This window comes from Desulfurellaceae bacterium (genome assembly GCA_021296095.1).
In the GTDB taxonomy this organism is placed as follows: Bacteria; Desulfobacterota; Binatia; order Bin18; family Bin18; genus JAAXHF01.
In genome coordinates this window covers 44859-69100 of the sequence record JAGWBB010000017.1, presented here as the reverse complement: position 1 = coordinate 69100, position 24242 = coordinate 44859, and the positions used below count along the sequence as shown (strand labels likewise).

Sequence of the window (24242 nt, the reverse complement as noted above, 5' to 3'; positions counted from 1 at the left end):
CGGACGGACGGCCAAGCCGTCGCCCTCAGTCCGCGTTGTCGTCTTCTCCCGCCTGTCCGTTGGCGCCAAGCGATGCCTCGGTGCCAACGGATTCGTCTTCCTCCCCTGACAGGACCTGGAGCAGGGCCTGATAGACATAGCGATTCACAATCAGTCCCAGGTGTCTGCCCGGCACCTCGAGGTTTTGGCCCTCGGGGTCAACGCTGGAGTGCCAGGCGACGATTTCGTCGTCTTTGGAGAAGATGGAGGCGAAGCCGACGCGCGGGGGAAAGGGGCCGAACGCGGTCTGTTGAAACTGGCAGCTACACTCCAGGCTTCCGCACTCGGCGGGAACGCGGCCGCGCACCCGTCTGATCGGGTATAAGACGTGCGAGGCAACCAGGACGATGGGGTTGACCTTGACGGGCGGGCTGAGCGGTGAGCCGATGGCAATGACGCTGCTGATTTTTGTCGGATAGGTCGCGCCCAGAAAACGGGCCAGCATGCCGCCCAGACTGTGTCCGATGACGGTCAGCGGCTGACCGGTTTCCTGAAGAATGTGGTCAACCCGCCAGCCCAGGAGTTCACCGGTCCGGTTCGGACAGTCAACATTCCAGTCAATGCCCGACAGGTAGGACTGATAGCCGAGACGGTTCAGCCAGCCGGCCATCACCCGCAGCGTCCAGTCGCCGGCCAGGAAACCCGGAATCAACAGGATAGGTTCACCCGTGCCGGGGGAGAGGGGAGGAGCCCGGTATATGGGGGAGGGCAGAAGGTGAGACAGCTGCCACACATAGTCGGGATAGGCCGGAGCGGAGTGCCAGTTCATGCTCGCCATTGCTAGCAAGGGATGGGAAATTTTGCAAGCATTGACCCGGGTCGGCTGCGGGCGCCGCTCTTGCCAGCCCATGGCAGACTGGGATAAGAAGACGCGACCTGGAGCAAGACCTGAGACTGGAGTCCCGGCATGGAACACACACAGCGCACCTCTCCTCTGCTTATCACCCTGCGCAACGGCTTGGCCGTCACCCTGCGACCGATGAGTGCGTTCGACGCCAATCGACTGGTCAGTTTTGCCAACAGTCTGCCAGCCTCCGACCTGCTCCACCTGCGGATGGACATCACCAAGCCCGAGGTGGTCAGACAATGGGTGCGCCAGCTCGAAGAGAATACCACCGCCACCATCATCGCCGAGGCCGACGGCCAGATTGCCGGCTATGCGATTCTGCACCACCATCAAGTCACCTGGCAGCGCCATCTGGGAGAAATCCGGATTTTGATCGGCCCCGCCTATCGCGGCCAGGGGCTGGGCCGTCAACTGGCCCGCGAGATCTTCGTCCTGGCCCGTGACATGGGGCTGAGCCGCATCGTGGCCCAGATGATGCCCGAGCAAAAAGGGGCAATTGCGACCTTTGAGCACTTGGGCTTTCAGCCCGAAGCCCTGCTGTCCGATTTTGTGATTGATCGGGATGGCCAGACCCACGATCTGATGATCATGGCCTATGACGTGACGGGCTTGACCGAGCCGACGGTCTAGCGGACGACCGGTCCAGACCGGGCTCAGGCGACGTGCCGGGTCGTCTTGTCGGATGGACTGCGGTCGGCCGCGTCGCGCAGTTCCTGAAACGCCCCACGCAGGCAGTCCGTGTAGTGCCACACATCCGGCATCAGCTGGGGATCGACGGTGACACCGATGGTCAGCCTGTGGTGGTAGCTGGAGGTGATGTGGAACAGGCCGATGTTGGCGTTGAGCGGACCGATCGGGTAGAGGGCGAGGCGCTTATGGCCGGCCAGATAGAGCGGAATCTGGGGGCCGGGAACGTTGAGCGAGACCGTATTGGCCACGGGCAGTCCGAGCTGCTGGCTGAGAGCCTGGAGGGCCGGCGGTAGGAGGCGACCCAGGCTCTGGAACTCGGCCAGGGTCTGGGCCTGGCGCTGGGTCTTGAGTGCTTCCAGGGCACGGTGCTCGGCCGTAAAACGTCGGACCGGGTCGGCAATGCCCGGGTACAGCGGCACGATCATAGTCGAAACAAGCGGCGCCTGTGTCTCATCCGCAGCACCGTTTCCGCCGGCATGACGCCGCAACGTCACTGGGTAGGCGAGGCGGAGTTCGAGGCTGTCCAGCGCGTATCCCTTGGTCCGCAGATAGCTGCCCAGACCGCCGGAGATAATCGTCAGCACGACATCGTTGACGCTGCCCCCCAAGGCCGACCGAATCGCCCGGATTTCGGGAAAGGCGAGTTCGGTCCAGGCAAACTGGCGCGCGCCGGACAGGCAGCCGTTAAACGGCAGCTGGGAAACCGGTCGCAGCAGGGGAGACAGTACCTCGGTAGCCGTGCTGAATTGAGGCTGAGAGTCTGAGGAAGCCTGCCAGCTAGACCATACACGCTGGGCCTGATCGACGGTGAGCGTGGCCGTGGTGGCGATGGCGTCGCGCAGAGCGTTTTGCAGCTGGCCCAAAAAGTCCGGCCCGGGCTCGGCCGTCCAGGCGCCGGACGGGGGCGAGGGCGGGGGCGCGTCGGGCCGCAGGTCGTGCAGGACGGTGGTCAGCGCCGTACCGGTCACGCCTTCGACCATGGCGTAGTGGACCTTGGCCAGAATCGCGGTGTTGCCGTCGCGGCGGCCGCGGATCAGGCTGAGCTTCCACAGCGGATGGGTCCGGTCGAGGGGTTCGGCGAAAATCCGGCCGCCAACAACGGATAACACCCGGTCATCGCCGGGCTCGGGCAGCGTTCGCTCCTCAATGTGGTGGGACAGGTCGAACTGCGGGTCGTCCTGCCAGCTCGGGTGGGCAATACCGAACGGAGCGGCCACCACTTTTTGTCGGTAGCGGGGCAGCAGATGGAGGCGCTCCTCGAGCAGACGAACCAGGGTCTGGCGCGAGACCTCGCCCTCGTAGACCCCGCAGCCGCCGATGTGCATGGGCTGACAGGGCTGCTCGCGGTACAGGAAGGAGGCTTCCAGGGAACTCAGCCGGCGCTGGTGGTGTTCGGGCATACCCGTGTGTGTAGCAAGAATACTCGCACCTGGACAGAGCCCGTCCGGGCGGTTGGCTTGCCTTTTCGGTCGTGCTTGTGACAGTCTGGCCGGGCAGAGACCACCAGACTGAGCCACAAAGGGGAGGGGCCATGGACGCTGCAACGGAACGCTACACCGTCGGCATTCACCAGCTTGAAGAAAAACTGCTGCCCTTTTTGCGGACGATGGAGACCTATCAGGAACAGCTGCATATGTCGCGCCTGGCCGAGCAGCGGGATGCCCTGGAAGCCACGGTCGGTGAGCTGTTTCACGACCTCAAGATCGAGTTGGCCGACCTCGCTCCCCCCCAGCAGCTGAGCGATTTTCACACCAGTTTTGGCAAGGCGATTGAGCACTGCGCTGACGCCTATGGAGCGTTTGCAAGCGCCGTCGGACGCGACTTTGCCATCCGTTTTCTGAAGGGTCGCTTTCTGCTGTGTCTGGGCAAACAGGTGTTGTATCGCATCCGGGCCGACCTGCCGTTGCTCCAGCAGTACTGGGTGCTGCCCGAGGTCCTGCCCGAGCTGACCCGCCTGGAAACCCGGAGCCCGGACCTCGACGTGCCGGTCGGTCTGATCCGGAAAGAACAGACCGAGCAGCGCTATGCCTACTCGCTATACGTGCCCGAGAACTACACGCCGCACAAAACGTGGCCGCTCATTGTGTGTCTGCACGGCGGTTATAGTCGGGACGACGATTACATTCTGACCTGGCTGCGCCTGGCCAAGAGCAAGGGCTACTTGCTGCTGTCGCCCAAATCGTCTCGCGAGACCTGGTCGGCCATTCGCACACCGGGCACACCGCCCAACCCGGTCATCGATCTGCGCTCCGTCCGTCTGATGCTCGACGAGGTGTGGCAGACCTACGCGGTTGACCGCAGCCGGGTGTACGCCTCGGGCTTTTCCGACGGGGGGATTTTCACCCATATCCTGGGCCTGAGCTTTCCCCAGCTGTTTGCCGGGATTGCGCCGATTTCCTCCCAGCTCCACACTGCGGCTGATCAACTGCTGCGACGGGGGCGGGGTCTGGACCTGCCCATCCTGCTCGTCCACGGCGAAAAGGACCCGATCTTTCCCATCGACTTTGCCCGCCAGACCCAGCAACTGCTCAGCGGGCTCGGCTATCCGATAACCTTTCGCGAGATTCCGGACTGGGGCCACGCCTATCCCTACAGCATCAACGAAACCGTGGTGCTGCCCTGGTTCGAGAGTCTGGAGGCCAGGTCGGCGGCCTAGCCGCCCAGTGACGACAGGGATAGCCTGAGCGGACGAAAGGATCTCCGGGGTATGCGTCCAAAGGTCTACATTGACGGGCATGTCGGCACGACCGGCCTGCGTATCAGGGAGTGGCTGGCGAACCGCTGCGACCTCGAAATCATCAGCCCGGCCGAGGACCGCCGCAAGAGCGAGGCTGCGCGTCGGGAGTGTCTGCTGGCTGCGGACATCGCGGTGCTGTGTCTGCCCAACGAGGCGTCTCAACAGGCGGCCGACTGGGTCAAAGACAGCCCGACCCGTCTGATTGACGCCAGCACCGCGCACCGGGTGGCAGACGGCTGGGTCTACGGCTTGCCCGAGCTGCAACCGGAACAGCGGGACGCCATCCGGACCGCCAAGCGGGTCGCCAACCCCGGCTGTTACGCCTCGGCCTTCGTGCTACTGGTCCGGCCGCTGATTGACGCCGGCGTGCTGACATCCCAGGCCGGGCTGTCCATCCATGCCCTGTCCGGCTATTCGGGCGGCGGCCGGGCGCTGATCGACAAGTGGGAGGACCCGCAGTTGGGGCTGGGCGGGCTGCCCTACGAGGCCCCGTATGCGCTGACCAGCCGCCACAAGCATATCCCCGAGATGGTGTGTTACGCCGGACTGGACCACGACCCGCAGTTCGTGCCGGCCGTCGGTCCCTTTCGCTGTGGTATGCGGGTTGAGGTGCCGCTCCACGCCTCGCTCCTGCCGCCCGGCACGACGGGTGAGGCGGTGTGGGAGGTCTTTCAGCAGCGCTACCAACATGAACCCTTCGTCAGGCTCGTACCCCCGGGGGGAATCCTTGAGGAGCGCAGCCTCAACCCCCAGGCGTGTAATGACACCAACCGGCTGGAACTCCACGTGTTGCCGCATCCCTCGGGCCATATCCTGCTGGTGGCAACCCTGGATAATCTGGGCAAAGGGGCGTGCGGCGTAGCCATTCAGAACTTGAATCTGATGCTCGGCGTGGCCGAGACAACCGGCCTGCCGGTGTAGACCCAGCCCGGGCTAGTCTTTGCCGTCCTTAGGCACCAGATTCAGCGACACCGAATTCATGCAGTAGCGCAGACCGGTCGGCTCCGGGCCGTCTTCAAAGACGTGGCCCAGATGGGCGCCGCAGGAACTGCACGTGACTTCGGTGCGGACCATGCCCCAGCTCCGATCTTCCTCGGTTTCCACATTTTCGGCCTCGAGCGGCTGCCAGAAGCTCGGCCAGCCCGTGCCCGACTCGTACTTGGTCTCAGAGTCGAACAGGTCTGCCCCGCAGCACGAACACTGGTAGACGCCGGGGTCCTTGGAGTGGGCGTATTTGCCGCTGAAGGCCGGTTCGGTGCCTTTGCCCCGACACACCGCAAACTGGGCTGGATTCAAAATCTCTTTCCACTCTGCGTCTGTTTTTTCAACTTTTCGTGCCATGCCGATATCCTCCTGCCTGTCGTCTTAGCACGCTCGGACGGCGTGCCCAACGGCTGATGCTCGCTTGTTTACAACATCGGAAATGTCGTTTCGACCCCCAGCAGGATTTTTCCCGCTACCTCTGAAATCGGTGGGGCAATAACGGCGTGCTGGCTGAGGACGTGCACGTCGCGGAAGTGGCGCTGCAGCGGGCTGGTGTCCCAGATGGCTGCGGTCCCGGCCGCCTGGTACATCAGGTCGATAGCCTGGGCCGAGGCGCTGGTGGCGTGGCAGGCTGACAGGCGTAGCAGGGCTCTGTCGCGCTGACCGATCTTGTGGCCGGCCACCACCCTGTCCCACACGTCCTGGACCGTCTGGAACATGAATGCCCGGCCGGCCCGCAGGGTTGCCTCGGCCTGGGCGACCTGGGTCTGGATCACGGCGCGCTGGCTCAGCAGACGGCTGCTGCCGGTCAGATGCTTGGTTTTTGCCAGTTCGACAAAGTTTGTGATGGCGCCGCGGGCCATCCCGGTAGCCACGCTGGCCACGCTGACGGCCAGCAGGCCAAAAATGGGAAAGGTGTACAGCGGGCCGGATTGGTGGCGGGTGCCAACCCCATACGCCACGGCCCGCTCATCGGGCACGAACACGTCCTGGACCGCAATGTCGTGGCTGCCGCTGCCGCGCAGACCAGACACCGACCAGGTGTCGAGAATCTCGACCTCGGCCGCCGGAAAAATCATCATCCGCGTTTCCGGGTAGCCGTTTGGCGCCTTACGCGGCTGGCCGTTGTCAACAATCACGCTAGTGCCCATCAGCCACTGGCTGTGCTGGCAGCCGCTGTTGAACGGCCAGCGGCCGGTCACCCGGTAGCCGCCGTTCGTGGGCTGGGCCTGGCCGTAGGGGGCAATGGCGCCGGCGGTGATGACCTTGGGGTCGCTGGCGTAGATCTCCCGTGCCACCTCTTCGCTCAGAAAGGCACTCGTCGTGCCGCCGGTGGCGCCGATCATCGCGCACCAGCCGGTCGAGCCGTCTATCTGGGAAATTTCTTCAAACACGTGCAGGGCCGGCAGGAGGTCCATTTCCAGCCCGCCCAGACTCCTGGGAATCATCAGGCGAAAGATGCCGAGTTCAGCCATGATCTGGGCAAGCTCGACCGGCAGGCAGCGGTCGGCCTCCATCTGGGCGATCCGGGCCTGAATCTGGGGGGCGAGACCACGAACGGCCTCAAGAAAGGTCTGGGGATCTGTAGTGTTCATGGCACTCTTGTATCAGACGCTGGTTTGGGACAAAACGGCGCATATGCCGAGTACGGGGACCAACACCGCTCTGGCCCAGTGAGGAATATATGGCTCCTCCACGCAGTGATATCGACCGGGTGCGGCGCTACTTCCACAACTTCGCCGAGTACCAGGCGCCGGAAAACGGCTCGCCCCTGTATCAGGTTCTGTCGCGCGGCGTGCTGAACGACCCGGACATGCTGCGCTTTGCCGCCTCCTGCCCGCCGTCCCAACTCTCGGCCAACCTGTTGTTTGCCGCAGTCCACGAGCTGCTGCTGAGCGGGGTGCAGCATCCGCTGCGCGCCTATTACCCCGATGTGCTGGCCGACGAAAATCCGGCGCGTACGCCCGGCCCCGAGACCTACGCGCTGTTCCAGGATTTTGTCTGGAGCCGGCAGGAGCACATCCGGTCGGTGCTTGAAACACGCTTGGTCCAGACCAATGTCGTGCGGCGGACGACCTGTCTGCTGCCGCTGTTCGCCGAGGTGGCCCGGCGTGCCGCCGACCTGCCGCTGGCCCTGATTGAAATCGGCACCAGCGCCGGCCTGAATCTGCACTGGGACCGCTATTATCACCGCTACGCTCTCCCCTCGGGCGTGTCCCACAGCTGGGGAGATGTCGGCTCGCCGGTCCACCTGACGACCCAGGTCCGGGGTGATACTCCTCTGCCCGCCATGCCCCCGGCCATGCGGGTGGCGTGGCGTCGGGGCATCGACCTCAATCCGATTGACGTGAACGACGTTGCCGCCATGCGCTGGATACGCGCCCTGATTTTTCCCGAGCATATCGAGCGACACCAAACGCTTGAGGCTGCGGCCCGGGTGGCCCGAGCCCATCCGGTTCCGGTTCTCAAGGGCGACGCGCTTGAGCGGCTGCCGGCCCTGCTCGAAGAAGTGCCACCGGCCAGCCAGCTGTGTGTGTACGCGACCATGGTGCTGAACCAGTTCTCGGCCGACGGGCGTCAGGCGCTGCGAGATTTGCTCAGCGCCTGCTCACAGGATCGTCCGGTCGCCTTGCTGACCATGGAGGGGGTACGAGAGGGCTGGGGGCGTCTGTATCTGACGGATTTTGTGGACGGCCGGATCGGCCGGCGACACCGGGCTGACTGCCACGCCCACGGCCGGTGGTTGGCGTGGCAAGCGGCTGCTGACGAGTGAGACGGGGAGATAAGCCGACCCTGGGCTCAGTCGTACCACCACGGTTTGGTTTTGATCTTTTCGCCGCCCCAGCCCTGGCTCAGGGGGCCCATGAAATCGACCCGGATAATTTTTTCGCTGAACTTCCACCGGTCGTCGACCTTACGCAGCGTATCCTCATAAAAACCGCCGACCACAATGGATTCGCCCCGCAGATCGCCGACCGCATCAAAATAGCTCTTGGACGTCGCCCGGTCCTTGTCGAGCGTAATGACCTGGTTGTGGATCAGGTGGCGCAGGCACTCCAGCCGGTGACTCATATAGCGGCCGTACCAGCGCTCGACGGCTTCACGGCCGGCGCGTCTGCTGCCCGGGATGAGCAACAGGTCACACTCGTCATCGAACAGGGCCATGACTTCTTCCAGCGTGCCTCTATCGACCGCCCAGCAGTAGCGGTGGACGATGTCTCGAATCCGGTCGCGCTCAAAGAGTTCGTGCAGCATGCTCGCGTCTGTCATCGTCTGCTCCGTGCGGGATGGGGCCTAGCGGGCCGGTTTGGTCGCCTGGGCGCTGGGCCGGGCGAGTATCCGGGCGGTCCAGGCCGCGACGTGGGGCGGCGGCGTGATCTCCATCAGGGGCAGGAATTCGACAAACGGGGTGTAACACACCTCGACCAGGCTGTAGCTGTTGCCGACCACATAGTCGGTGTCGTGCAGCTGCGTGTCGAGAATGTCCAGGTGACTCTCAATCTCCCGTTTGGCCCGGGCCATGGCGTCTGTGTTCCAGCGCTCCTGGGGCAGGAAACGCTTGGGGAAGATGATCGTCCCAGTCTGTCGGGTGAGCTGGAGGTCGCACAGTTTCATGTGCTGGACAACGCGGGCGCGGCCACGCGCGTCGGCCGGTACGAGGGGCGGCGTGGGGTGGAGGGCTTCGAGGTATTCCAGAATGGCGCTTGACTCGTACAGGACAAAACCGTCGTCTTCTTGCAGGCTCGGCACCCGGCCGTAGGGGTTGAGCAACACGTAGGGCTGCTGTTTGTGGGCGCCGGCCGTCATATCGACTTCGACCAGCTCGACGTTCGTCTCCAGGCCCTTTTCAATCAGCACAATACGGACCCGGCGGGCAAAGGTTGACAGCGGATGGTAGTAGATGCTGAGCATGGACAGCCTCCTGGGTGTCCTCCTCGCATACCCCGTCTGGCCGGGGGCTGCAAGTTCCACCGGACCGAGAGACCGGCTTGTGCTTGACCTGTCTGCCCCAACTTGGCATGAAGGGCGGTGAGATCAGGACCCACAAGGAGGCAGCTATGAAAATGGGAGTTGCAATGTTTGCCACGGATTATGCCGTACCGCCGGACCAGTTCGCCAAGGAGTGCGAAGAGCGTGGCTTTGAGTCGGTGTGGTATCCCGAACACACCCACATTCCGGCCAGCCGCAAGAGCCCCTGGCCCTTGGGCGGCGAGTTGCCGCGCGATTACTGGCATACCCACGATCTGTTCGTGGCGCTCATGGCGGCGGCTGCGGTGACCAAGACGATCAAGGTCGGCAGCGGCATCTGTCTGGTCATCGAGCACGATCCGATCAAGCTGGCCAAGGAGGTCGCCTCGGTTGACATGCTGTCGAACGGACGCCTGCTGTTCGGTATCGGCGGCGGCTGGAACGCCGAAGAGATGGAAAACCACGGCACGCCGTTCAACCGCCGCTGGAGAGTACTGCGCGAGAAGATTGAGGCGATGAAGGTCATCTGGACCGAGGAAAACGCCGAGTATCACGGCGAGTTTGTGGACTTCGACCCGATCTGGTGTCATCCCAAGCCGGTCCAGAAACCCCATCCGCCGATCCTGCTGGGCACCCACACTTCGAGCGGCCTCAACCGGGTGGTCAATTACTGTGACGGCTGGATCCCGGTCGGCGGCGGGCTCAAGGATGTCAAGGAAATGACGGCCGATCTGCGCGGCCGGGCGGAACAGGCCGGCCGCTCACCGGACGAGCTGTCGATCACCATGTTCATGGCCAGCGATGATGAGGCCCAGCTCGGTCAGTTCCAGGAGCTGGGCGTCGAGCGGGTGGTGTTTGGCACGCCGTCCGAGGGCGCCGATAAGGTCCTGCCGCTGCTCGACCGCTACGCCGCCTCAGTCCCCAAGTTCGCCTAGCAGCTTGCGTAATGGCCTGCCTGGCCGTCTGCTGCCGCGCCCGCCCCGGAGTGTGCCATGAAACTCGGCATGATGATGTTTTCTACCGACTATTCGATGCGGCCCGACGACTTTGCCCGCGCCGTCGAGGAGCGCGGCTTTGAGTCGGTCTGGTTCCCCGAACACACCCACATCCCGGCCAGCCGTAAGAGCCCGTGGCCGATCGGCGGCGAGCTGCCCAAGGAGTACTGGCACGCCCATGATCTGTTTGTGGCGCTGATGGCGGCGGCTGCGGTCACCACCCGCGTCAAGCTCGGCAGCGGCATCTGCCTGGTCATCGAGCACGACCCGATCAAGCTGGCCAAACAGGTCGCCTCGGTTGACCGGCTGTCCCAGGGCCGGCTGATCCTGGGTATCGGCGGCGGCTGGAACGCGGAGGAGATGGAAAACCACGGCACGCCGTTTGACCGACGCTGGAAGGTGCTGCGCGAGAAGATCGAGGCAATGAAAGTCATCTGGACCGAAGAAGAGGCCGAGTATCACGGCGAGTTCGTGAACTTCGACCCGATTTGGTGTCATCCCAAGCCGGTCCAGAAGCCGTATCCGCCGATTGTTCTGGGCACGCATACCTCAAGCGGCATGAACCGGGTGGTGCGCTACTGCGACGGCTGGATTCCGATCGGTCTGGTGATGAAGGACTTGGCCGCCAGCCTCAGCGACCTGCGCGACCGCGCCCGGCAGGCCGGCCGCGATCCCCACGAGTTGTCGGTGACCATCTTCAGCGCGCCGGGCAAGGAAGAGCTGCTGCGCCAGTATGAAGACCTGGGCGTGGAGCGGGTGGTGTTTGGCGCCCGTCCGCAAACCGCAGACAAGGTCCTGCCGCAGCTGGACCGCTATGCTGAGTTTGTGCCGAAATTTTCCTAGTCGGCCCACGGCACACCCACGCTGCCCGGCGGGTGTTCGGCCCGTGTGGAGCGGTACGGGGAGCCGACTGCTGGCGGTGATGAGGAGGGGGCGCCGGCCGCGCCCCAGGTGCGGCTCTCAGAGGAGGAGGTCGGTTCGCCGATGGTCGACGTTGTCAATACGCTGATGTTGATTTCGCTCATGTGCCTGTTGCTGGGTGTCGGCTTGCGCACCCCCTTTGCAGCGGTGTTCGCCGTCGCCCGGCAGTATCGTCTCGTGTTACGCGGCCTGGTGGCGAATTTCCTCATCGTTCCTGTCGTGTTCGTCCTCGCGCTGCAAGGCTTGCCGCTGGGCCCCGACATCGTCATCGGCCTGCTGGTCATGGCCGCCGTCCCGGTCGCCTCGGCCGCCCCTCCCTTTGTCGGACTGGCCAAGGGCGACCTGCCCTACGCGGTGGGGCTGATGCTCATTGTGGCTTTCCTGTGCGTCCCGCTCACGCCGCTCATCCTCGCCGTGTGCCTGCCGCCGAGCGAGGCCGGCTTGGAAATCGACCCCTGGAGAGTCATCCGGATCCTCCTGACCGCTCAGCTGATCCCACTGAGTGTCGGTATGGTCATCCAGCATGTCAGGCCGGGGTGGGCGGAGAAACTGCTGCAGTTCCTGCCCAAGCTCGCCCTGATCGGTGTTGTGCTGACTCTGAGCCTGATCGCTGCCCTGCAAGCCCGGCAGATTGTTGGCCTGGGGGTTGTGCCGCCTCTGGCCGCCCTGCTGTCCGTTCTGGTGTGTCTCCTGATCGGGAATGTGATGATGCGAGGCGAGGCGGCTGCCCTGCGCCGGTCGCTGGCCGTGTCCACGGCGATTCGCAATGTCGCGCTGGCTCTGCTCATCGCCGGGACCAATTTTCCCGGCACCGCGGTGGTCACGATTGTCTTTGTCTTCGGCCTCCTGTCCCTGCTCGTCAGTGTTGCCTATGGGAAGCTGACGACGGGTGCGGAGGTGCGGGGTGCTGAGGCGTGATGCATGAGCAATTGCCGAACATTCCCGCCAACAAGAATCTTTATTGAGAGCGTCTCTCCCACGCGCTAACGGCCCCGGAAAGTGGGCGGCCGCTTGTCAACAAAAGCCCTGACCGCCTCCCGAAAGTCCTCGGTCTGCTGGACGCGGATGATGCGGTCGGCCTCCATGTCGAGACAGGTGCGCAGATCCTGGCTTACCGCCCGGTTCAGATTTTCTTTCATATAGCCGATGGCGATGGGCGGTCCGGCGGCAATCCGTTTGGCCAGGGCCAGGGCTTCGGCGTGCAACTCGTCGTCGGCCACCACCCGGTTGACGATGCCGAGCCGCTCGCACTCGCGCGCGCTGACCCGGTCGGCGGTGTAGTACAGCTCTCGGGCTTTGGCGGTGCCTACCAGCTGGGTCAGAAACCAGCTGCCGCCGTAGTCGCCCGACAGACCGATATTCCGAAAGGCGGTGGTGATAAACGCCCGCTCGGCGGCAATCCGAATATCGCAGGCCAGGGCGATCGACAGGCCGGCGCCGGCGGCCGGGCCGGGCAGGGCGGCGATGACGGGCTTTTCCAACTCGTAGATCATGGCCGTCAGGGTGGCCTGTTTGTGACGCAGGGTCGCGATTTTCTGTTCGGTGGTCTGTTCGACTGGTGGGCCGGCGTTCATGCTTTTGACATCGCCACCGGCACAGAATGCCTGGCCGGCACCGGTCAGCAGGATGCAGCCGACCTCGGGCATGGCCGCCAGCTCAGGCATGATGCGGCGCAGGGCCGGGGTCAGGATATCGGACAGCGCGTTACGGGCTTCCGGGCGGTTAAAGGTCACTACCCCGACGCCGCCTTCAATATGGCACAAGAGCTGCTGTGTTCCGGTATCAATGGGACGTGTGTTCGGGCTGTCGGTTGGCTCAGGCATTGGCGTACTCCTTTCCAGACTTGGCCTAAGCCTAGCAGAAAGGCGGGCGAGCGGTGAGAGCCTTCGGCTGATGCGCTCGCCAAAAAAGGCAGGTTCACGTCCAAGCTGGACCGATAGCCGCCTGTTGCGCGTGTACCGCAGAGTTGATGGAATGCCCTGAGCGAGGAGGAGCCATGCCCCACGAAAATATCCGTCCTCAAGAAGAGCCACTGGACGAAGAAGAGCGGCAGTTGATTCGAGAACTGGAAGTCGGAGAGTGGATTTCTGATCCAGACTTTCCGTCCAAGAAGTCGTACTTCGAGCAAATAGCGCGAGAAACACTCGCGAAACAATAGTCCTTACCGATTCATTGTTTATCCTCTCATCCATCGTGCCGAAACATCGAACTCAAACAACTCTTTCTTGGAATTCCGCTTACGTATCGCGCGGCATTCAACCCCTTCGAATCCCAAGCGCTCAAGCATAGAGGCGTAGAGCTTCTCGACCGACAGGAGTACGTTATAGAACGCGGAGTTCCCCACAATGTAGTGAACCTGGCTGCCCTTGCTCAGCACGGAAATCAGAGAGTTAAAGTGCTCCCATATATCGTCGAAATACTTCGCTACGTAATGCGCCAATATTTCCCCGCTCTTATTGTCGCGATGTGCTATCCTATCCAATGCCTCATCAAGCAACTGGTGTTCGAACGGCTTAGCTGGACGTTCTCTATCAAGCAGTCTGCTGGTTGCTACGCCCCAGGTGCCGCCGATCGCCATCCAATCTAGCTCTCCGGCGTCCCGGCCGCTATCCAGAAATCCGAGCCAGTACATGTATGGCCGCAACTCGCGGATGTACGACATCCGGTTTGCATATGGCGGAGACGTAATCACCAGATCGAAGGGGCCTTCTACCACTCCCGCCAAGTTCCTTGAATCGCCAAAAACCACATGTCCCGTCCCTTCCGGATTCTCCTTCGCACCCTCCAACACGAACTGTACCTCTCGGCTGAATCCGTGACTCATGTTGATGTCAAACGGGAGATGCAATTGCCCATCATTCTTAAAAGACATGGATTGGTGATTGAAAGCCGCATTCGAAAGGCCAATCAATGTTCTACAAAACGCTACCAGCAGAAGCGCCCTTTCTGGCGAAGCGTCCTCACTCTCTGCTTCGATACTGGCCCTTAACGCACATAGAAACTCCAGAACTTCCGGCGACCACCACCTCTCAATGTTATGAATAGGGGGCGCTTTCACAGGCTCGACCGCTTCCCGCTCCATCGACTCAACCACTCGTACGCATGCCTGCTGCGTCGCGGCTATCTCGGCGCCAGAGTATTGCGCCGTCTTCGCTTGGCCAAGCCAGACTAAGAACGGATTGATATCCGTCGTCACGCCTTCATGCCCGTGATATGCCGCGCTGAGCGCTGTTGTAGCCGTTCCGCAAAAAGGGTCTAGCACGCGCAGCGGCTCTTTGTTCCGGTCCATGATCTCTTCAACAATTTTCACCGAATACGCCGGGGTCAGCCGTAACCAGCCATGTCGCCCCGTTTTTACATTAAACTTATGCGTATAGTCCGCTCTTTGGCGGAGTTCTTCTCTGGCAACTGCCCTCATGGCGTCTCCGGGGCTAAAAGGACTGCGAGAACAGTGTCGATTTCCTCGCGAAGCCTGGCACTATTCCGCTCAAAAAATGCTGCCAAGTCATATCCAACGACATCCCGCATGAAGTCATAGGTTGATATCAACGGGTCCGGCGGGCCGACGATTCCCGTCACAACCGACCATTTCTCGGCGCGATAACGGACAAGCACGTCGTTGTCGATCTGTCCCGATAGGATGACTGCGCATGGGAAATATCCTTTTGTATACGCCGCGGCAGCATTGGCGATATCGGCATTCTGCCGCTTCGAGTCCTTGCTCTTGTAACCCTGCCGAATCTCAAAAATCGTGCCTGTCAAGCTCTCGAACACCTTCTGGTCAATATCCAACATCTTTGCAGAATCGTTCATCCACCTATGGAAACGGTCCCGTTTGGCCTTATCGCTGATCTTCTCAAGCGGAACCCGCCCGTCCAGATACAGTGTCCGCTTCCGCCCACTTGCCAATCTTACCTGATACGACCAAGTCACATCTTCTTCTGACAGATCGAAAGAATCTTTCACCACTCTACGAAACAACTTTTCGCACCCGATTCCGATCTGTCGGTACACACTCGTCATGCCTCCAGCAGCCTTGTGTGCCGCGTACATCATCGGGTTATCCAATCCGAACCAGCCGTAAAACGCGTCTCTCTGATAGAGTTCTTGGAACTGCTCCAGCGTCAACCCGCCGCCCTTCGTTCCTTGTCCGAATTTCGGCTTGTAATGCGCACAAACTCGGATCGCATCAAGCACGATCTGCAAGTATTCGCCATCCGTGCCGTTCATACCGATTTTTTATCGCCTTTCGTCTCAAAGCAACAAGAGCTTTGCAGTCCGACTGCTACAGACCTTGCCAGGCTTCGCGTAAGAATCAACCGCTTCCAGCAAGGAGATGGATAGGTACAGCTGCCGTGAGGGACGCCGGCGGTGTGACGGCCTCCCGTTTGTCTGCTAAGCTACCCGCTCTTCCTGTACCGAATACCATCCCGGGAGACCATTTTCTCAATTGGCACAAACACCTGCTGACTCTGCGACATCCGCGTTTTCCTACCCCGCCTTTCGGCGCTATTGGGCCTCTCGGCTGCTCTCCACCCTGGCCACCCAGATGCAGTCGGTCGCAATTGGCTGGCAGGTGTATGACATGACCCACCGGCCCCTGGACCTGGGCTTTGTCGGCCTGGCCCAGTTTTTACCCGGCCTGGGCTTGGCTCTGATCGCCGGCTATGTGGTTGACCGCTACGACCGACGCGCGATCCTGGGTCTGTGTACCGGGCTGGAGGCCGTCTGCTCGGTCCTGCTGTTGGCCCTGATCCTGAGCGGCAATACCAATGTCGTGTTGATTTTCGGCGTGCTGGTGCTGTTCGGGATTGCCCGGGCGTTTGTGTTTCCGGCCGGCATCGCCCTGATGCCAAACCTGGTGCCCCAGCACCACTATGTGAATGCTGCGGCCTGGAGTTCTTCGGCCTGGCAGACGGCTACCATTGCCGGCCCGGCGGTGGGTGGCATGCTTTACGTCTTGGGGCCGGCGGTCGTGTATGGGGTGTCCGGCCTGCTGCTGCTCGGCTCTTCGCTGCTGGTGGTGTCGATTCGGATTCAGCGGGTGGTGAGCCAGAAAAAAGCCGCGAGTTGGGCGACGGTTGTGGCCGGTATCCACTTCATTCGCACCCAGCCGATCGTGCTGGGCGCAATCTCGCTCGACCTGTTTGCCGTGCTGCTGGGCGGGGCCACCGCGCTGCTGCCGGTGTACGCCCGGGATATCCTGTTTGTGGGACCGACCGGCCTGGGCATCCTGCGCAGCGCGCCGGCCGCCGGGGCACTGCTGACCGCCATGATTGTCGCCCGCCGCCCCATTCGGCAGCACGCCGGCCGCATTTTGCTCGTCACTGTCGGGGTGTTCGGGGCGGCCACGATTGTGTTTGGCGTGTCTGAAACGCTGTGGCTGTCGCTCCCGATGCTGTTTCTGATGGGCGCGGCCGACATGGTCAGCGTGGTGATTCGGCGCGTCTTGGTCCTGGTCGCCACGCCCGACGACATGCGGGGGCGGGTCAGCGCGGTTGAGGCGGTCTTTATCGGCGCCTCGAACGAGTTGGGAGAGTTTGAGTCCGGGGTGACCGCAGCCTGGTTTGGGGTGGTGCCAGCGGTTGTGCTGGGTGGTCTGGGCACGATTGGCATCGTCAGCCTGTGGGCAAAAATCTTTCCCCAGCTGAGACAGGTCGATAGCCTGGAGATTCATCCTCGCGTCTGAGGGATGACGCAAGAGGCGGTAGGGACGGGCTTTAAACCCGCCCCTACAGGTCGCGGATGGCCGGCAGGACTTCTTCGGCAAGGCGGCGCAGGGCGACGAGCATGGTGTCGTGCGGAATCAGGCCGCCCGGATTCAGGGCGCACAGCAGCTGGTCGCACTGAATCTTGTCCTGGATGCTCCGAATCTTGGCAATGCACTCGTCTGGGTGACCGTAGATCGCCATGCGTTCCTCGGCCACCGCATAGTCGAGACCGGCGCCGATAGGATGGTGGGCCAGGCTTTCGGCCACCTGGGCGCGTACATCAGCCCTATCGTTGCCGGGATAAACGAAAAACAGAGCCGACACTCCCCCAGCTGTCGGCGAGCCGTGAACCTCCTGACAGGTATCACGGTAGAGCTTCAGGTGGCCCAGAAAATCGTCGGGCCAGGGATGGATGGGGGCGGCCATGAGTACCCGATAGCCACGGCGGCCGGTGAAGACGGCCGTGCTCGGGCTGTTGGCGGCTATATGAATCGGAGGGCAGGGCTGCTGGACAGGTTTGGGCACGACCTCGACCGCGTCAAAGTCGTAGTAGTCGCCGTGGTAGGAGAAACGCGGGCTGGTCCAGGCCCGCTCAATGATATCCAACGCTTCTTCAAGGCGCTGGCTGCGCTCCTCCCAGGGCACGCCAAAGGTCTCAAAATTCTGGTTCCAGGTCCCGCGGCCGGCCCCGAACTCCAGGCGGCCATCGCTCAGCATATCAACCGTGGCGGCCTCTTCGGCAATGTGCAGGGGGTGGTGGAGCGGTAGCTGACTGACGCCAATGCCGAGCCGGATGCGTGTGGTCTGCGCGGCCAAGGCGGCGGCCACGGTCAGCGGCCGGGGCATGACCGAGAAGCTGGGGTTGAAGTGCGCCTCGGCCAGCCAGACCGAGTCAAAGCCGAGCGCATCGGCGTACACGATCTGCTCCAGGGTCTGGCGATAGCGGGTCTGCATTGACTGCTGGGGCGCGCACGGGAGCTGATAAAAAATACCACACTGCATAGAGAAAAATCCTCTCAAGAGCTTTCTGCCTTATCAACCCCTGGCCACGGAAATGCAAGAGACGTGGCGGACGGCGGACGGTGGTGTCGGCCGAGCCAAAGTGCGCTACAGTGGCCGGACTTTCTACGCAACACACAAGGAGGCAGCCGCCATGAGACTCGAAGGCAAAGTGGCAGTGATTACCGGCGGGGCGAGCGGAATGGGCCAGGCGACGGTCCTGCGTTTTCTTGACGAAGGGGCGCGCGTCGTGATTGCCGATTACAACGCCGACAACGGCGAGAAAACGCTCGGCCTGGCCCGCGGAGCCGGACATACCGACACGGCGCGGTTTATCCGCACCGATGTGGCCAAAGAGGCCGATATTGTGGCCATGGTCGAGCTGGCGGTGTCGGAGTTCGGCCGGCTCGACATTATTTTCAATAATGCCGGGGTGGGCGGGGTGGTCGGACCGGTCTGGGATATTGCGGTCGAGGAGTGGGACTATACGTTTGACGTGCTCACCAAGGGCGTGTTCCTGGGCATCAAGCACGCCGCCCGGGTCATGAAAAAACAGGGCCACGGCGGGGCGATTATCAATACCGCCTCAACCGCCGGGCTGAGCGGCGGGTCCGGCCCGCTGGTCTATTCGGCGGCCAAGGCGGCGGTGATCAATCTGACAAAATCGTCCGCCGTTCAGCTGGCGCCGGACCGGATTCGGGTCAACGCCATCTGCCCGGGCGCGATTCTGACCGGGCTGACCGACCAGGGCGACCCCCAGCAGACGGCCCAGGCGATGGACGGCTTTCAACCCTGGCCGGAACACGGCAAAGGGGCGGACATCGCCGGCGCGGCCCTGTTTTTGGCCAGCCAGGACGCCGCCTTCGTGACCGGCGAAGCCCTGGTCGTCGACGGTGGGCTGACCGCCATCGGCCCGGATATGTGGCGGCGCTTTTCGCTTAAGCAGGAGGCGCAGGCGCGCAACAGCCATGTCAACCGGGGCAGCACCGGGGAGGCCGTGACCTCACGCCGGGTCGGGGACTTGTGAGGCGCCTTATTTGCCCGTGAAGCGGGGCGAACGTTTTTCCAGAAACGCCCGTCGGCCTTCCTCAAAGTCCTCGGTCTGGCGGGCGTAATACAGGGCCTGGCCCTGATATTCGTAGGCCTTGTCCGGCGTTGTCGTTTCCCAGCCGTGCAGGATGGCCGACTTGGTATAGCCGTAGGTCAGGGTCGGCCCCTGGGCAAACTCGCGTGCCCACTCCAGGGTCGCGTCTTCGAGCTGGTCGAGGGGAACGACCCGATTGACCAGCCCCCAGCGCTCGGCCTCCTGGGCCGACAGCTGAGGCGCCAGTAAGGCCCACTCCATGGCCTTGCCAATCCCCACAAACTGCTGGAGGAGGCTGGTGCCGGTGGCGATCCCGCGCTTGACGAACGGGATGCACAGGGTGGCCGTATCGGCCATCACCCGCAGATCGCAGCCCAGGGCCAGATTGAAGCCGGCGCCGTGGGCGTGGCCGTTAATCATGCCGATGACCGGCTTGGACAGGGCTCGCATCTTGGCCAGGACCAGGGGCCAGCGGCCCTCGCCCTGGACGTACTGCTTGACCGGATCGTCGTACACCCGGTAGGGCTCACCCGGCTCGGCCATACCCTTGAGATCGTCGCCGGCGCAGAACGCCCGGCCCGCGCCGGTCAGAATCACGACCCGCACGTCGGCGTCCCGCTCGCAGTCCTCAAAGGCTTCCAGGAGTTCGAGACCGACGCGGACGTTGATGGCGTTGAGCCGCTCGGGGCGGTTGAGGGTGATACGACCGATGCCGTCTGCCTGCTCGACGATAAGGTAACGGAACTCCATGCTGAGTCCTTTCTGGGCGGAAGAGGATAGGCCAGAGCATAGGTCGCCCGGCGGTGGGGGACAAGGGCAGGGGAGGGCTGGCGGTCTGGAGGGCGCGGGCGGGAGACTCCGGAGGGCACAGAGCCTCCCGCCCGCAGGAGGGAACGGGTCAGGGACGGTCGGCCGGACTCTGGACGTAGCGGGCCGCCGTGTCGTGTTCGTTGGTGCCGGTCTGGTCTGGGCTGGCGGGTGTCTGCTCGGCCGCTACCTGGACAGGCGCGCTGTCTCCCTGAAAAACCAGCCGGTTGGCCGTATTCTGGGCGTGCAGCTTGGCCTGCATGGCGGCCGACAGGTGTATGGGCCGCTGGTCGGGAAACCGGCCCGGCCAGATGTGCGGCACCTCACCTCGGCCTGGCTTTTGATGGAGGTGTCCAGATACCACTGGCGGCGCATGAAGTCGGGGTTGAAGTAGATTGCGGCTTCCCGTTCGTCCCAATCGATCACCTTATGGCTGTCGTTACACATGTAGGACATGATATCGCCCGGAATATGCCAATGGACGATGAAACGGGTGCCGTAGCCGTGTTCGCCCAGGGCCGGGTTGAACAGCTCGGCCATCCGGACCTCAATATGGATCAGCTTCCCGTCCGGACCGTACTGCTCGACCCGCAGGGGAAAAAACGTGTGTTTGTCCAGCCAGAAAATCAGACGCGGCACATAATAGTTGGGTAGCCAGTCTTCGCGGGCAACAGCCTCGACAACGTAGGCCTCGACCCCGCCGTCGGCCCGGTAGTGGGGATAGGATTCGCCCAGCGGCTTGAGCGCCTTGGTCTGATACTGGCGAAATTCGTTGGTGTCGAGGTCACGCAGCGTGATAGTCGGCCGCGTGTGAGGAAAACGTATGGTTTCATGCACCACGTCGGTACCCAGAATCCGCCAGCGGAATTCCCAGGCGTCGCGGCCGTAGGAGTCGTCGGGGGTCAGCGCCATGTTGGGGAAACGGCTCTGGCGCCGTCGGGGCACCTGATGGCGCACGCGTCGAATGGACGACGAGTAGCGAAAACGTTCTTCTTTCTTGTGAAAACTCTTGTCGGTCCGATAATGGATGGCAATCCACTGCGAGCCCTCGGCCGCAGGCGGGGCAACGCCCTGACTCAGCGAGCGGTAGACTTCCTCGCCGGGCTTGAGACGAAACTCGGCCTGCACCCCGGTGATCCCGCGATCGCTCGGTGAATAATAGACAAAGGTAATCGACTTGCCGGGATTCAGCAGTACGCCGGTGTCGCCGATTGAGGCCCAGCTGTTAGCCACGACTCCCGACCAGCGCGGACGGGGGTTGTACTCCATCAGCCGATAGCCCATCTCTTCCGCGGTGTAGGGCGGGGTGAACGGGTAGGGTTCGGCCGGCAGGTAGGGCACCTCGGGGTGGCGCGGGGTGGCGGTCGCCCGGTCAATGACCTGGAGTTCCTGGGCGGACAGTTCGTCCAGGGTTTTCCAGCTGCGCCGGGCGGTTTCCTGAGCCGCGACCGGTCGGTCTGCGGCGAGCAGAGCCGCCAAGACGGAAAGTGCGACGAGCCGGACAGCTCGGTGCCTCATTGTGCCTCCTGGGTACGATCCGGGTGGCTCTGCCATCCCAACGGTATCGCCCGTGGTCCCTTCCTGTGGTTTGCCAAGGGCTACAAATATGACATGAACGTTCATTCAGTCAAGCCGCTTTTTATGAAACTTTCATGAAATGTGAAGACGATAAGGATAAGCTCACCTAATTCGGTCGGCATCGCCTTTCTTGTCCCTGGCCGGGCACGGTGCTAGCGTCCGGTGAAACACCGCAGGGCGCATGGCCCTGGCGTAAAGGAGGACGTATGGCAGACCGACTCACAGGCAAGGCAGCGATTGTTGTTGGGGCAGGCCAGACACCGGGCGAGACGATCGGCAACGGCCGGGCGACCGCAATCGTGTATGCCCGCGAGGGCGCGCGGGTGCTGGTGGTTGACCGACGGCTGGAGTCGGCCCAGGACACCTGCGAAATGATCGCCAAAGACGGCGGCCAGGCCGTGGCCTTTGGGGCTGATGCGACCAACTCGGACGACTGTCGGCGCATGGTCGAGCAGTGTGTCCAACACTTTGGCCGGCTGGATATTCTGCACAACAATGTCGGCATTGGCGACCGTGACTCGGGGCCGACCCACCTGGAAGAGGAGACCTGGGACCGGATCATGGAGGTCAACATGAAGAGCGTCTTCTTGCCCTGCAAGCACAGCCTGCCGGTGATGCGCCAGCAGGGCAGCGGCAGCATCATCAGCATCTCCTCGATCGCGGCGGTGTGCTCGGTCGGCATGTTGGCCTATAAGACCTCCAAGGCCGGCATCAACGCCATGACCCATCAGATGGCGCTCGGCAATGCCAAGTACGGCATTCGGGTCAACGCCATCATGCCCGGTTTGATGGATACCCCGATGGCCATCGAGGGCATTTCGGCCGCGCGCAATATCGGCAAAGACGCCCTGCGCCAGGAACGCGACGCCCAGGTGCCCTTAGGCAGAAAAATGGGCACGGGCTGGGATATTGCCCACGCCTCGCTGTTTCTGGCCTCGGACGAGGCGCGCTTTATTACCGGGGTGATCCTGCCAGTCGACGGTGGCCAGAGCGCCCGGATCGGCTGAGCGGCGCTCGGTCGGGCACGGCCGCCCCAGCCTCAGCCTCAGCCGCCGTCAACCTCACCGGGGTGCAGCAGCTCGGCCCGGGGGGGCAGGTTGAGGACGGCCTCGGGAAAGAATTCGGCCAGGTAGGAAATGATGTGCTTGACCGACAGCATGCCGACCGGACGGTGCGCCTCGTCGACGAGTGGCAGCCGCCGAAAGCCGCCCTCGCCCATGAGGTTCAGGGCAAAGGCCAGCGGGGCATCGGTCGGCAGGGCTTCCGGGTCGGCGGTCATGACCGTCTCGATTTGAAGCTGGCTCAAATCCTGGTCATTGCCCAGCACTTTGTTGAGCAGGTCGCGCTCCGTAAAAATCCCCACCAGGCGCTCGGCCTCTTGGACCAGCACGCAGCCGACACGCTGTTCCTGCATGAGGCGGACGGCCTCGGCCACACTCGTCTGGGGCGTGACATTCAGAGGAGGGACATAGGGCAGGGTGCTGATCGGTTCGTGCAGCGCGTCCTCATCCAGCGGGCGCCGGGCCGGCGCCGTCCGCTCCTCAATGATATGTTCTTCCTCTTCCAGGCCCTCGCTCGCATATCGCATTGTCGGGTCATCTGCTGCCATGTCTCGCGTCTCCTTGTTCATAGAAAAATTCATAGAAAAAGAGGCTGCCCAATCGGCCGTTCACTCAGGCTGGGGCGAGATTCGGAGTGCTTTTACTAGCCCAAGTTCCGGTCAACAGTCAAGTCGTGCAAGTCGTATCTGGGTGATATAATGAGAACTTGTCAGCAGCGGGGCTCTTGGCCTATAGTGCGGGCGGGTGTTCTTTTGCGCTCGGCCGAGAGCGGGACGGCTGTCATACGGCAGCCACAACAAGGAGGGCGGCGATGGCTGACGAACAATTGCTGGCACAGCTGAACAAGACCTTGCAGAGTGAATACCGCACGATTTTTCAGTACGTGCAGAACTCGTATATGGTCAAGGGCATGCGCCGGCCGGCAATGGTCGGCTGGTTGCGCGGCATGGTCCAGAAGGAAATGCAGGACGCCTTCAAGCTGGCCGACAAGATTGTCTCCCTGGGCGGCATCCCGACCACCGAGGTGCCCGAGATCACCCATTCGACCAAGTCCGAGGTCATCCTGAGCGAGAGTCTGGCCCTGGAAGAGGCGGCGGTCGAGGAGTATCAGGAGTGCATCCGGTTGGCCACGGCGAGCGACAACACTGCCCTGCGCGTGTTTCTGGAAGGCGCGCTGGCCAGCGCCGAAGAGGACGCCGAAGAAGTTCGCAAGATGCTTGAAGAATAGGACCCAATGCCCGGACCTTACGGGGCGGTTGCGATCGTCCTGCACTCCCATATTCCCTATGTCCTCGGCCACGACCAACTCGAAGAGGAATGGTTGTTTGAAGCCGTAGCCGAGTCCTATCTGCCCCTGCTGCAGGGCTTTCGCGGGCTGATTGCCCAGAACATCGCGCCTCAGGTCACCCTGGGGCTGACCCCGGTTCTGCTGGAACAGCTGGCCGACCCGCGCTTCGCCCCGCGCTTTGTGTCCTACCTGGAGCGCAAAACCTGGGCCGCGTGGGACGACCAGCGGACGTTCACCGCCCGTAACGAGGCTGAGTTGGCCCGCGTGGCCGGCCTGTGGGCGAGCTATTACCAACATACCGGGCGATTTTTTCAGCACGAGCTGGCGGCCGATATCATCGGCGGTTTTCGCCAGCTGCAAACGACCGCTGGGGTCGAAATGCTGACCTCGGCCGCCAGCCACGCCTATCTGCCCCTGCTCGGCACGGATGCCGCTGTCCAGGCCCAGATTGCGCTTGGCGTGGCCTGTTCCGAACACCATTTCGGGACCCTGGCACAGGGCTGCTGGCTGCCGGAGTGCGGCTACCGTCCGG

The 24242-nt window shown here is 62.7% G+C and carries 26 protein-coding genes; 13 read left to right on the top strand and 13 right to left on the bottom strand.

Annotated elements, in window-relative coordinates:
* Positions 1-25 precede the first annotated feature (25 nt).
* A complete protein-coding gene (locus J4F42_06015) occupies positions 26-808 on the bottom strand; it encodes an alpha/beta fold hydrolase (GenBank protein ID MCE2485049.1) in 783 nt (260 codons plus the stop codon).
* Between the two features lie 138 nt (positions 809-946).
* On the opposite strand from J4F42_06015, the gene J4F42_06010 reads away from it, so the two are divergent.
* On the top strand, positions 947-1516 hold the full coding sequence (locus tag J4F42_06010; protein MCE2485048.1) for a GNAT family N-acetyltransferase: 570 nt from the start codon (positions 947-949) through the stop codon (positions 1514-1516).
* A gap of 23 nt (positions 1517-1539) precedes the next feature.
* On the opposite strand, the gene J4F42_06005 is transcribed toward J4F42_06010, so the two are convergent.
* Positions 1540-2976, bottom strand: a complete 1437-nt coding sequence (locus tag J4F42_06005) for a wax ester/triacylglycerol synthase family O-acyltransferase (protein MCE2485047.1) — start codon at positions 2974-2976, stop codon at positions 1540-1542.
* 131 nt (positions 2977-3107) lie between these two features.
* Between J4F42_06005 and J4F42_06000 the strand changes: the two genes are divergently transcribed.
* Both J4F42_06000 and argC read left to right on the top strand, forming a co-directional pair.
* The gene (locus tag J4F42_06000; GenBank protein MCE2485046.1) at positions 3108-4232 is read left to right on the top strand and encodes a hypothetical protein; all 1125 of its coding nucleotides are present in this window, start codon (positions 3108-3110) and stop codon (positions 4230-4232) included.
* Positions 4233-4283: 51 nt separating this feature from the next.
* Complete coding sequence (argC, locus tag J4F42_05995; GenBank protein MCE2485045.1) at positions 4284-5234, top strand: N-acetyl-gamma-glutamyl-phosphate reductase; 951 nt, start codon at positions 4284-4286, stop codon at positions 5232-5234.
* Between the two features lie 12 nt (positions 5235-5246).
* Here the strand turns inward: argC and msrB are convergent, their stop codons facing one another.
* Both msrB and J4F42_05985 read right to left on the bottom strand, forming a co-directional pair.
* Positions 5247-5654, bottom strand: a complete 408-nt coding sequence (gene msrB / locus J4F42_05990; GenBank protein ID MCE2485044.1) for a peptide-methionine (R)-S-oxide reductase MsrB — start codon at positions 5652-5654, stop codon at positions 5247-5249.
* Between the two features lie 68 nt (positions 5655-5722).
* Positions 5723-6892, bottom strand: a complete 1170-nt coding sequence (locus tag J4F42_05985) for an acyl-CoA dehydrogenase family protein (protein MCE2485043.1) — start codon at positions 6890-6892, stop codon at positions 5723-5725.
* 89 nt (positions 6893-6981) lie between these two features.
* Here J4F42_05985 and J4F42_05980 point away from each other — a divergent pair, with 89 nt between their 5' ends.
* Positions 6982-8070, top strand: a complete 1089-nt coding sequence (locus J4F42_05980; GenBank protein ID MCE2485042.1) for a DUF2332 domain-containing protein — start codon at positions 6982-6984, stop codon at positions 8068-8070.
* Between the two features lie 26 nt (positions 8071-8096).
* Here the strand turns inward: J4F42_05980 and J4F42_05975 are convergent, their stop codons facing one another.
* The gene (locus tag J4F42_05975; GenBank protein MCE2485041.1) at positions 8097-8567 is read right to left on the bottom strand and encodes a nuclear transport factor 2 family protein; all 471 of its coding nucleotides are present in this window, start codon (positions 8565-8567) and stop codon (positions 8097-8099) included.
* A gap of 24 nt (positions 8568-8591) precedes the next feature.
* The gene (locus J4F42_05970) at positions 8592-9209 is read right to left on the bottom strand and encodes a glutathione S-transferase family protein (GenBank protein ID MCE2485040.1); all 618 of its coding nucleotides are present in this window, start codon (positions 9207-9209) and stop codon (positions 8592-8594) included.
* Positions 9210-9355: 146 nt separating this feature from the next.
* Here J4F42_05970 and J4F42_05965 point away from each other — a divergent pair, with 146 nt between their 5' ends.
* The 3 genes from J4F42_05965 (at position 9356) to J4F42_05955 (ending at position 12100) form a co-directional block, all read left to right on the top strand.
* Entirely contained in the window at positions 9356-10201 is an 846-nt protein-coding gene (locus tag J4F42_05965) for an LLM class F420-dependent oxidoreductase (protein ID MCE2485039.1), read from the top strand.
* Between the two features lie 57 nt (positions 10202-10258).
* Positions 10259-11104: an LLM class F420-dependent oxidoreductase gene (locus tag J4F42_05960; protein MCE2485038.1), complete on the top strand. Its 846-nt coding sequence runs from the start codon at positions 10259-10261 to the stop codon at positions 11102-11104.
* A 141-nt stretch (positions 11105-11245) separates the two neighbouring features.
* Entirely contained in the window at positions 11246-12100 is an 855-nt protein-coding gene (locus J4F42_05955) for a hypothetical protein (protein MCE2485037.1), read from the top strand.
* Positions 12101-12165: 65 nt separating this feature from the next.
* Here the strand turns inward: J4F42_05955 and J4F42_05950 are convergent, their stop codons facing one another.
* The gene (locus J4F42_05950) at positions 12166-13005 is read right to left on the bottom strand and encodes an enoyl-CoA hydratase (GenBank protein ID MCE2485036.1); all 840 of its coding nucleotides are present in this window, start codon (positions 13003-13005) and stop codon (positions 12166-12168) included.
* A gap of 173 nt (positions 13006-13178) precedes the next feature.
* Here J4F42_05950 and J4F42_05945 point away from each other — a divergent pair, with 173 nt between their 5' ends.
* Complete coding sequence (locus J4F42_05945) at positions 13179-13340, top strand: hypothetical protein (GenBank protein ID MCE2485035.1); 162 nt, start codon at positions 13179-13181, stop codon at positions 13338-13340.
* Positions 13341-13358: 18 nt separating this feature from the next.
* Here J4F42_05945 and J4F42_05940 read toward each other — a convergent pair whose 3' ends face one another.
* Entirely contained in the window at positions 13359-14600 is a 1242-nt protein-coding gene (locus J4F42_05940; protein ID MCE2485034.1) for a hypothetical protein, read from the bottom strand.
* Positions 14597-15412 carry a hypothetical protein gene (locus tag J4F42_05935; GenBank protein ID MCE2485033.1) on the bottom strand — a complete coding sequence of 272 codons (816 nt, stop codon included), beginning with the start codon at positions 15410-15412 and terminating at the stop codon, positions 14597-14599. The genes J4F42_05940 and J4F42_05935 overlap by 4 nt, the downstream gene beginning before the upstream one ends.
* Positions 15413-15632: 220 nt before the next feature.
* Here J4F42_05935 and J4F42_05930 point away from each other — a divergent pair, with 220 nt between their 5' ends.
* Complete coding sequence (locus tag J4F42_05930; protein ID MCE2485032.1) at positions 15633-16871, top strand: MFS transporter; 1239 nt, start codon at positions 15633-15635, stop codon at positions 16869-16871.
* A gap of 43 nt (positions 16872-16914) precedes the next feature.
* Here J4F42_05930 and J4F42_05925 read toward each other — a convergent pair whose 3' ends face one another.
* Positions 16915-17895 carry an LLM class flavin-dependent oxidoreductase gene (locus J4F42_05925; protein ID MCE2485031.1) on the bottom strand — a complete coding sequence of 327 codons (981 nt, stop codon included), beginning with the start codon at positions 17893-17895 and terminating at the stop codon, positions 16915-16917.
* 151 nt (positions 17896-18046) lie between these two features.
* Here J4F42_05925 and J4F42_05920 point away from each other — a divergent pair, with 151 nt between their 5' ends.
* Positions 18047-18919, top strand: a complete 873-nt coding sequence (locus J4F42_05920; GenBank protein ID MCE2485030.1) for an SDR family oxidoreductase — start codon at positions 18047-18049, stop codon at positions 18917-18919.
* Positions 18920-18925: 6 nt separating this feature from the next.
* On the opposite strand, the gene J4F42_05915 is transcribed toward J4F42_05920, so the two are convergent.
* Together J4F42_05915 and J4F42_05910 are read right to left on the bottom strand one after the other, a co-directional pair.
* Positions 18926-19726 (bottom strand): enoyl-CoA hydratase/isomerase family protein, encoded by an 801-nt coding sequence (locus tag J4F42_05915; protein MCE2485029.1) that lies wholly within the window; start codon positions 19724-19726, stop codon positions 18926-18928.
* A 243-nt stretch (positions 19727-19969) separates the two neighbouring features.
* Complete coding sequence (locus J4F42_05910) at positions 19970-21301, bottom strand: hypothetical protein (protein ID MCE2485028.1); 1332 nt, start codon at positions 21299-21301, stop codon at positions 19970-19972.
* A 266-nt stretch (positions 21302-21567) separates the two neighbouring features.
* Between J4F42_05910 and J4F42_05905 the strand changes: the two genes are divergently transcribed.
* Positions 21568-22368: an SDR family oxidoreductase gene (locus tag J4F42_05905; protein MCE2485027.1), complete on the top strand. Its 801-nt coding sequence runs from the start codon at positions 21568-21570 to the stop codon at positions 22366-22368.
* Between the two features lie 38 nt (positions 22369-22406).
* Here the strand turns inward: J4F42_05905 and J4F42_05900 are convergent, their stop codons facing one another.
* Positions 22407-22970 (bottom strand): CBS domain-containing protein, encoded by a 564-nt coding sequence (locus J4F42_05900; protein ID MCE2485026.1) that lies wholly within the window; start codon positions 22968-22970, stop codon positions 22407-22409.
* Between the two features lie 263 nt (positions 22971-23233).
* On the opposite strand from J4F42_05900, the gene J4F42_05895 reads away from it, so the two are divergent.
* Both J4F42_05895 and J4F42_05890 read left to right on the top strand, forming a co-directional pair.
* Positions 23234-23650, top strand: coding sequence for a ferritin-like domain-containing protein (locus tag J4F42_05895; protein MCE2485025.1), 417 nt, complete (start codon positions 23234-23236; stop codon positions 23648-23650).
* Positions 23651-23656: 6 nt separating this feature from the next.
* On the top strand, positions 23657-24242 hold a 586-nt coding region (locus J4F42_05890; GenBank protein ID MCE2485024.1), incomplete at its 3' end, for a hypothetical protein.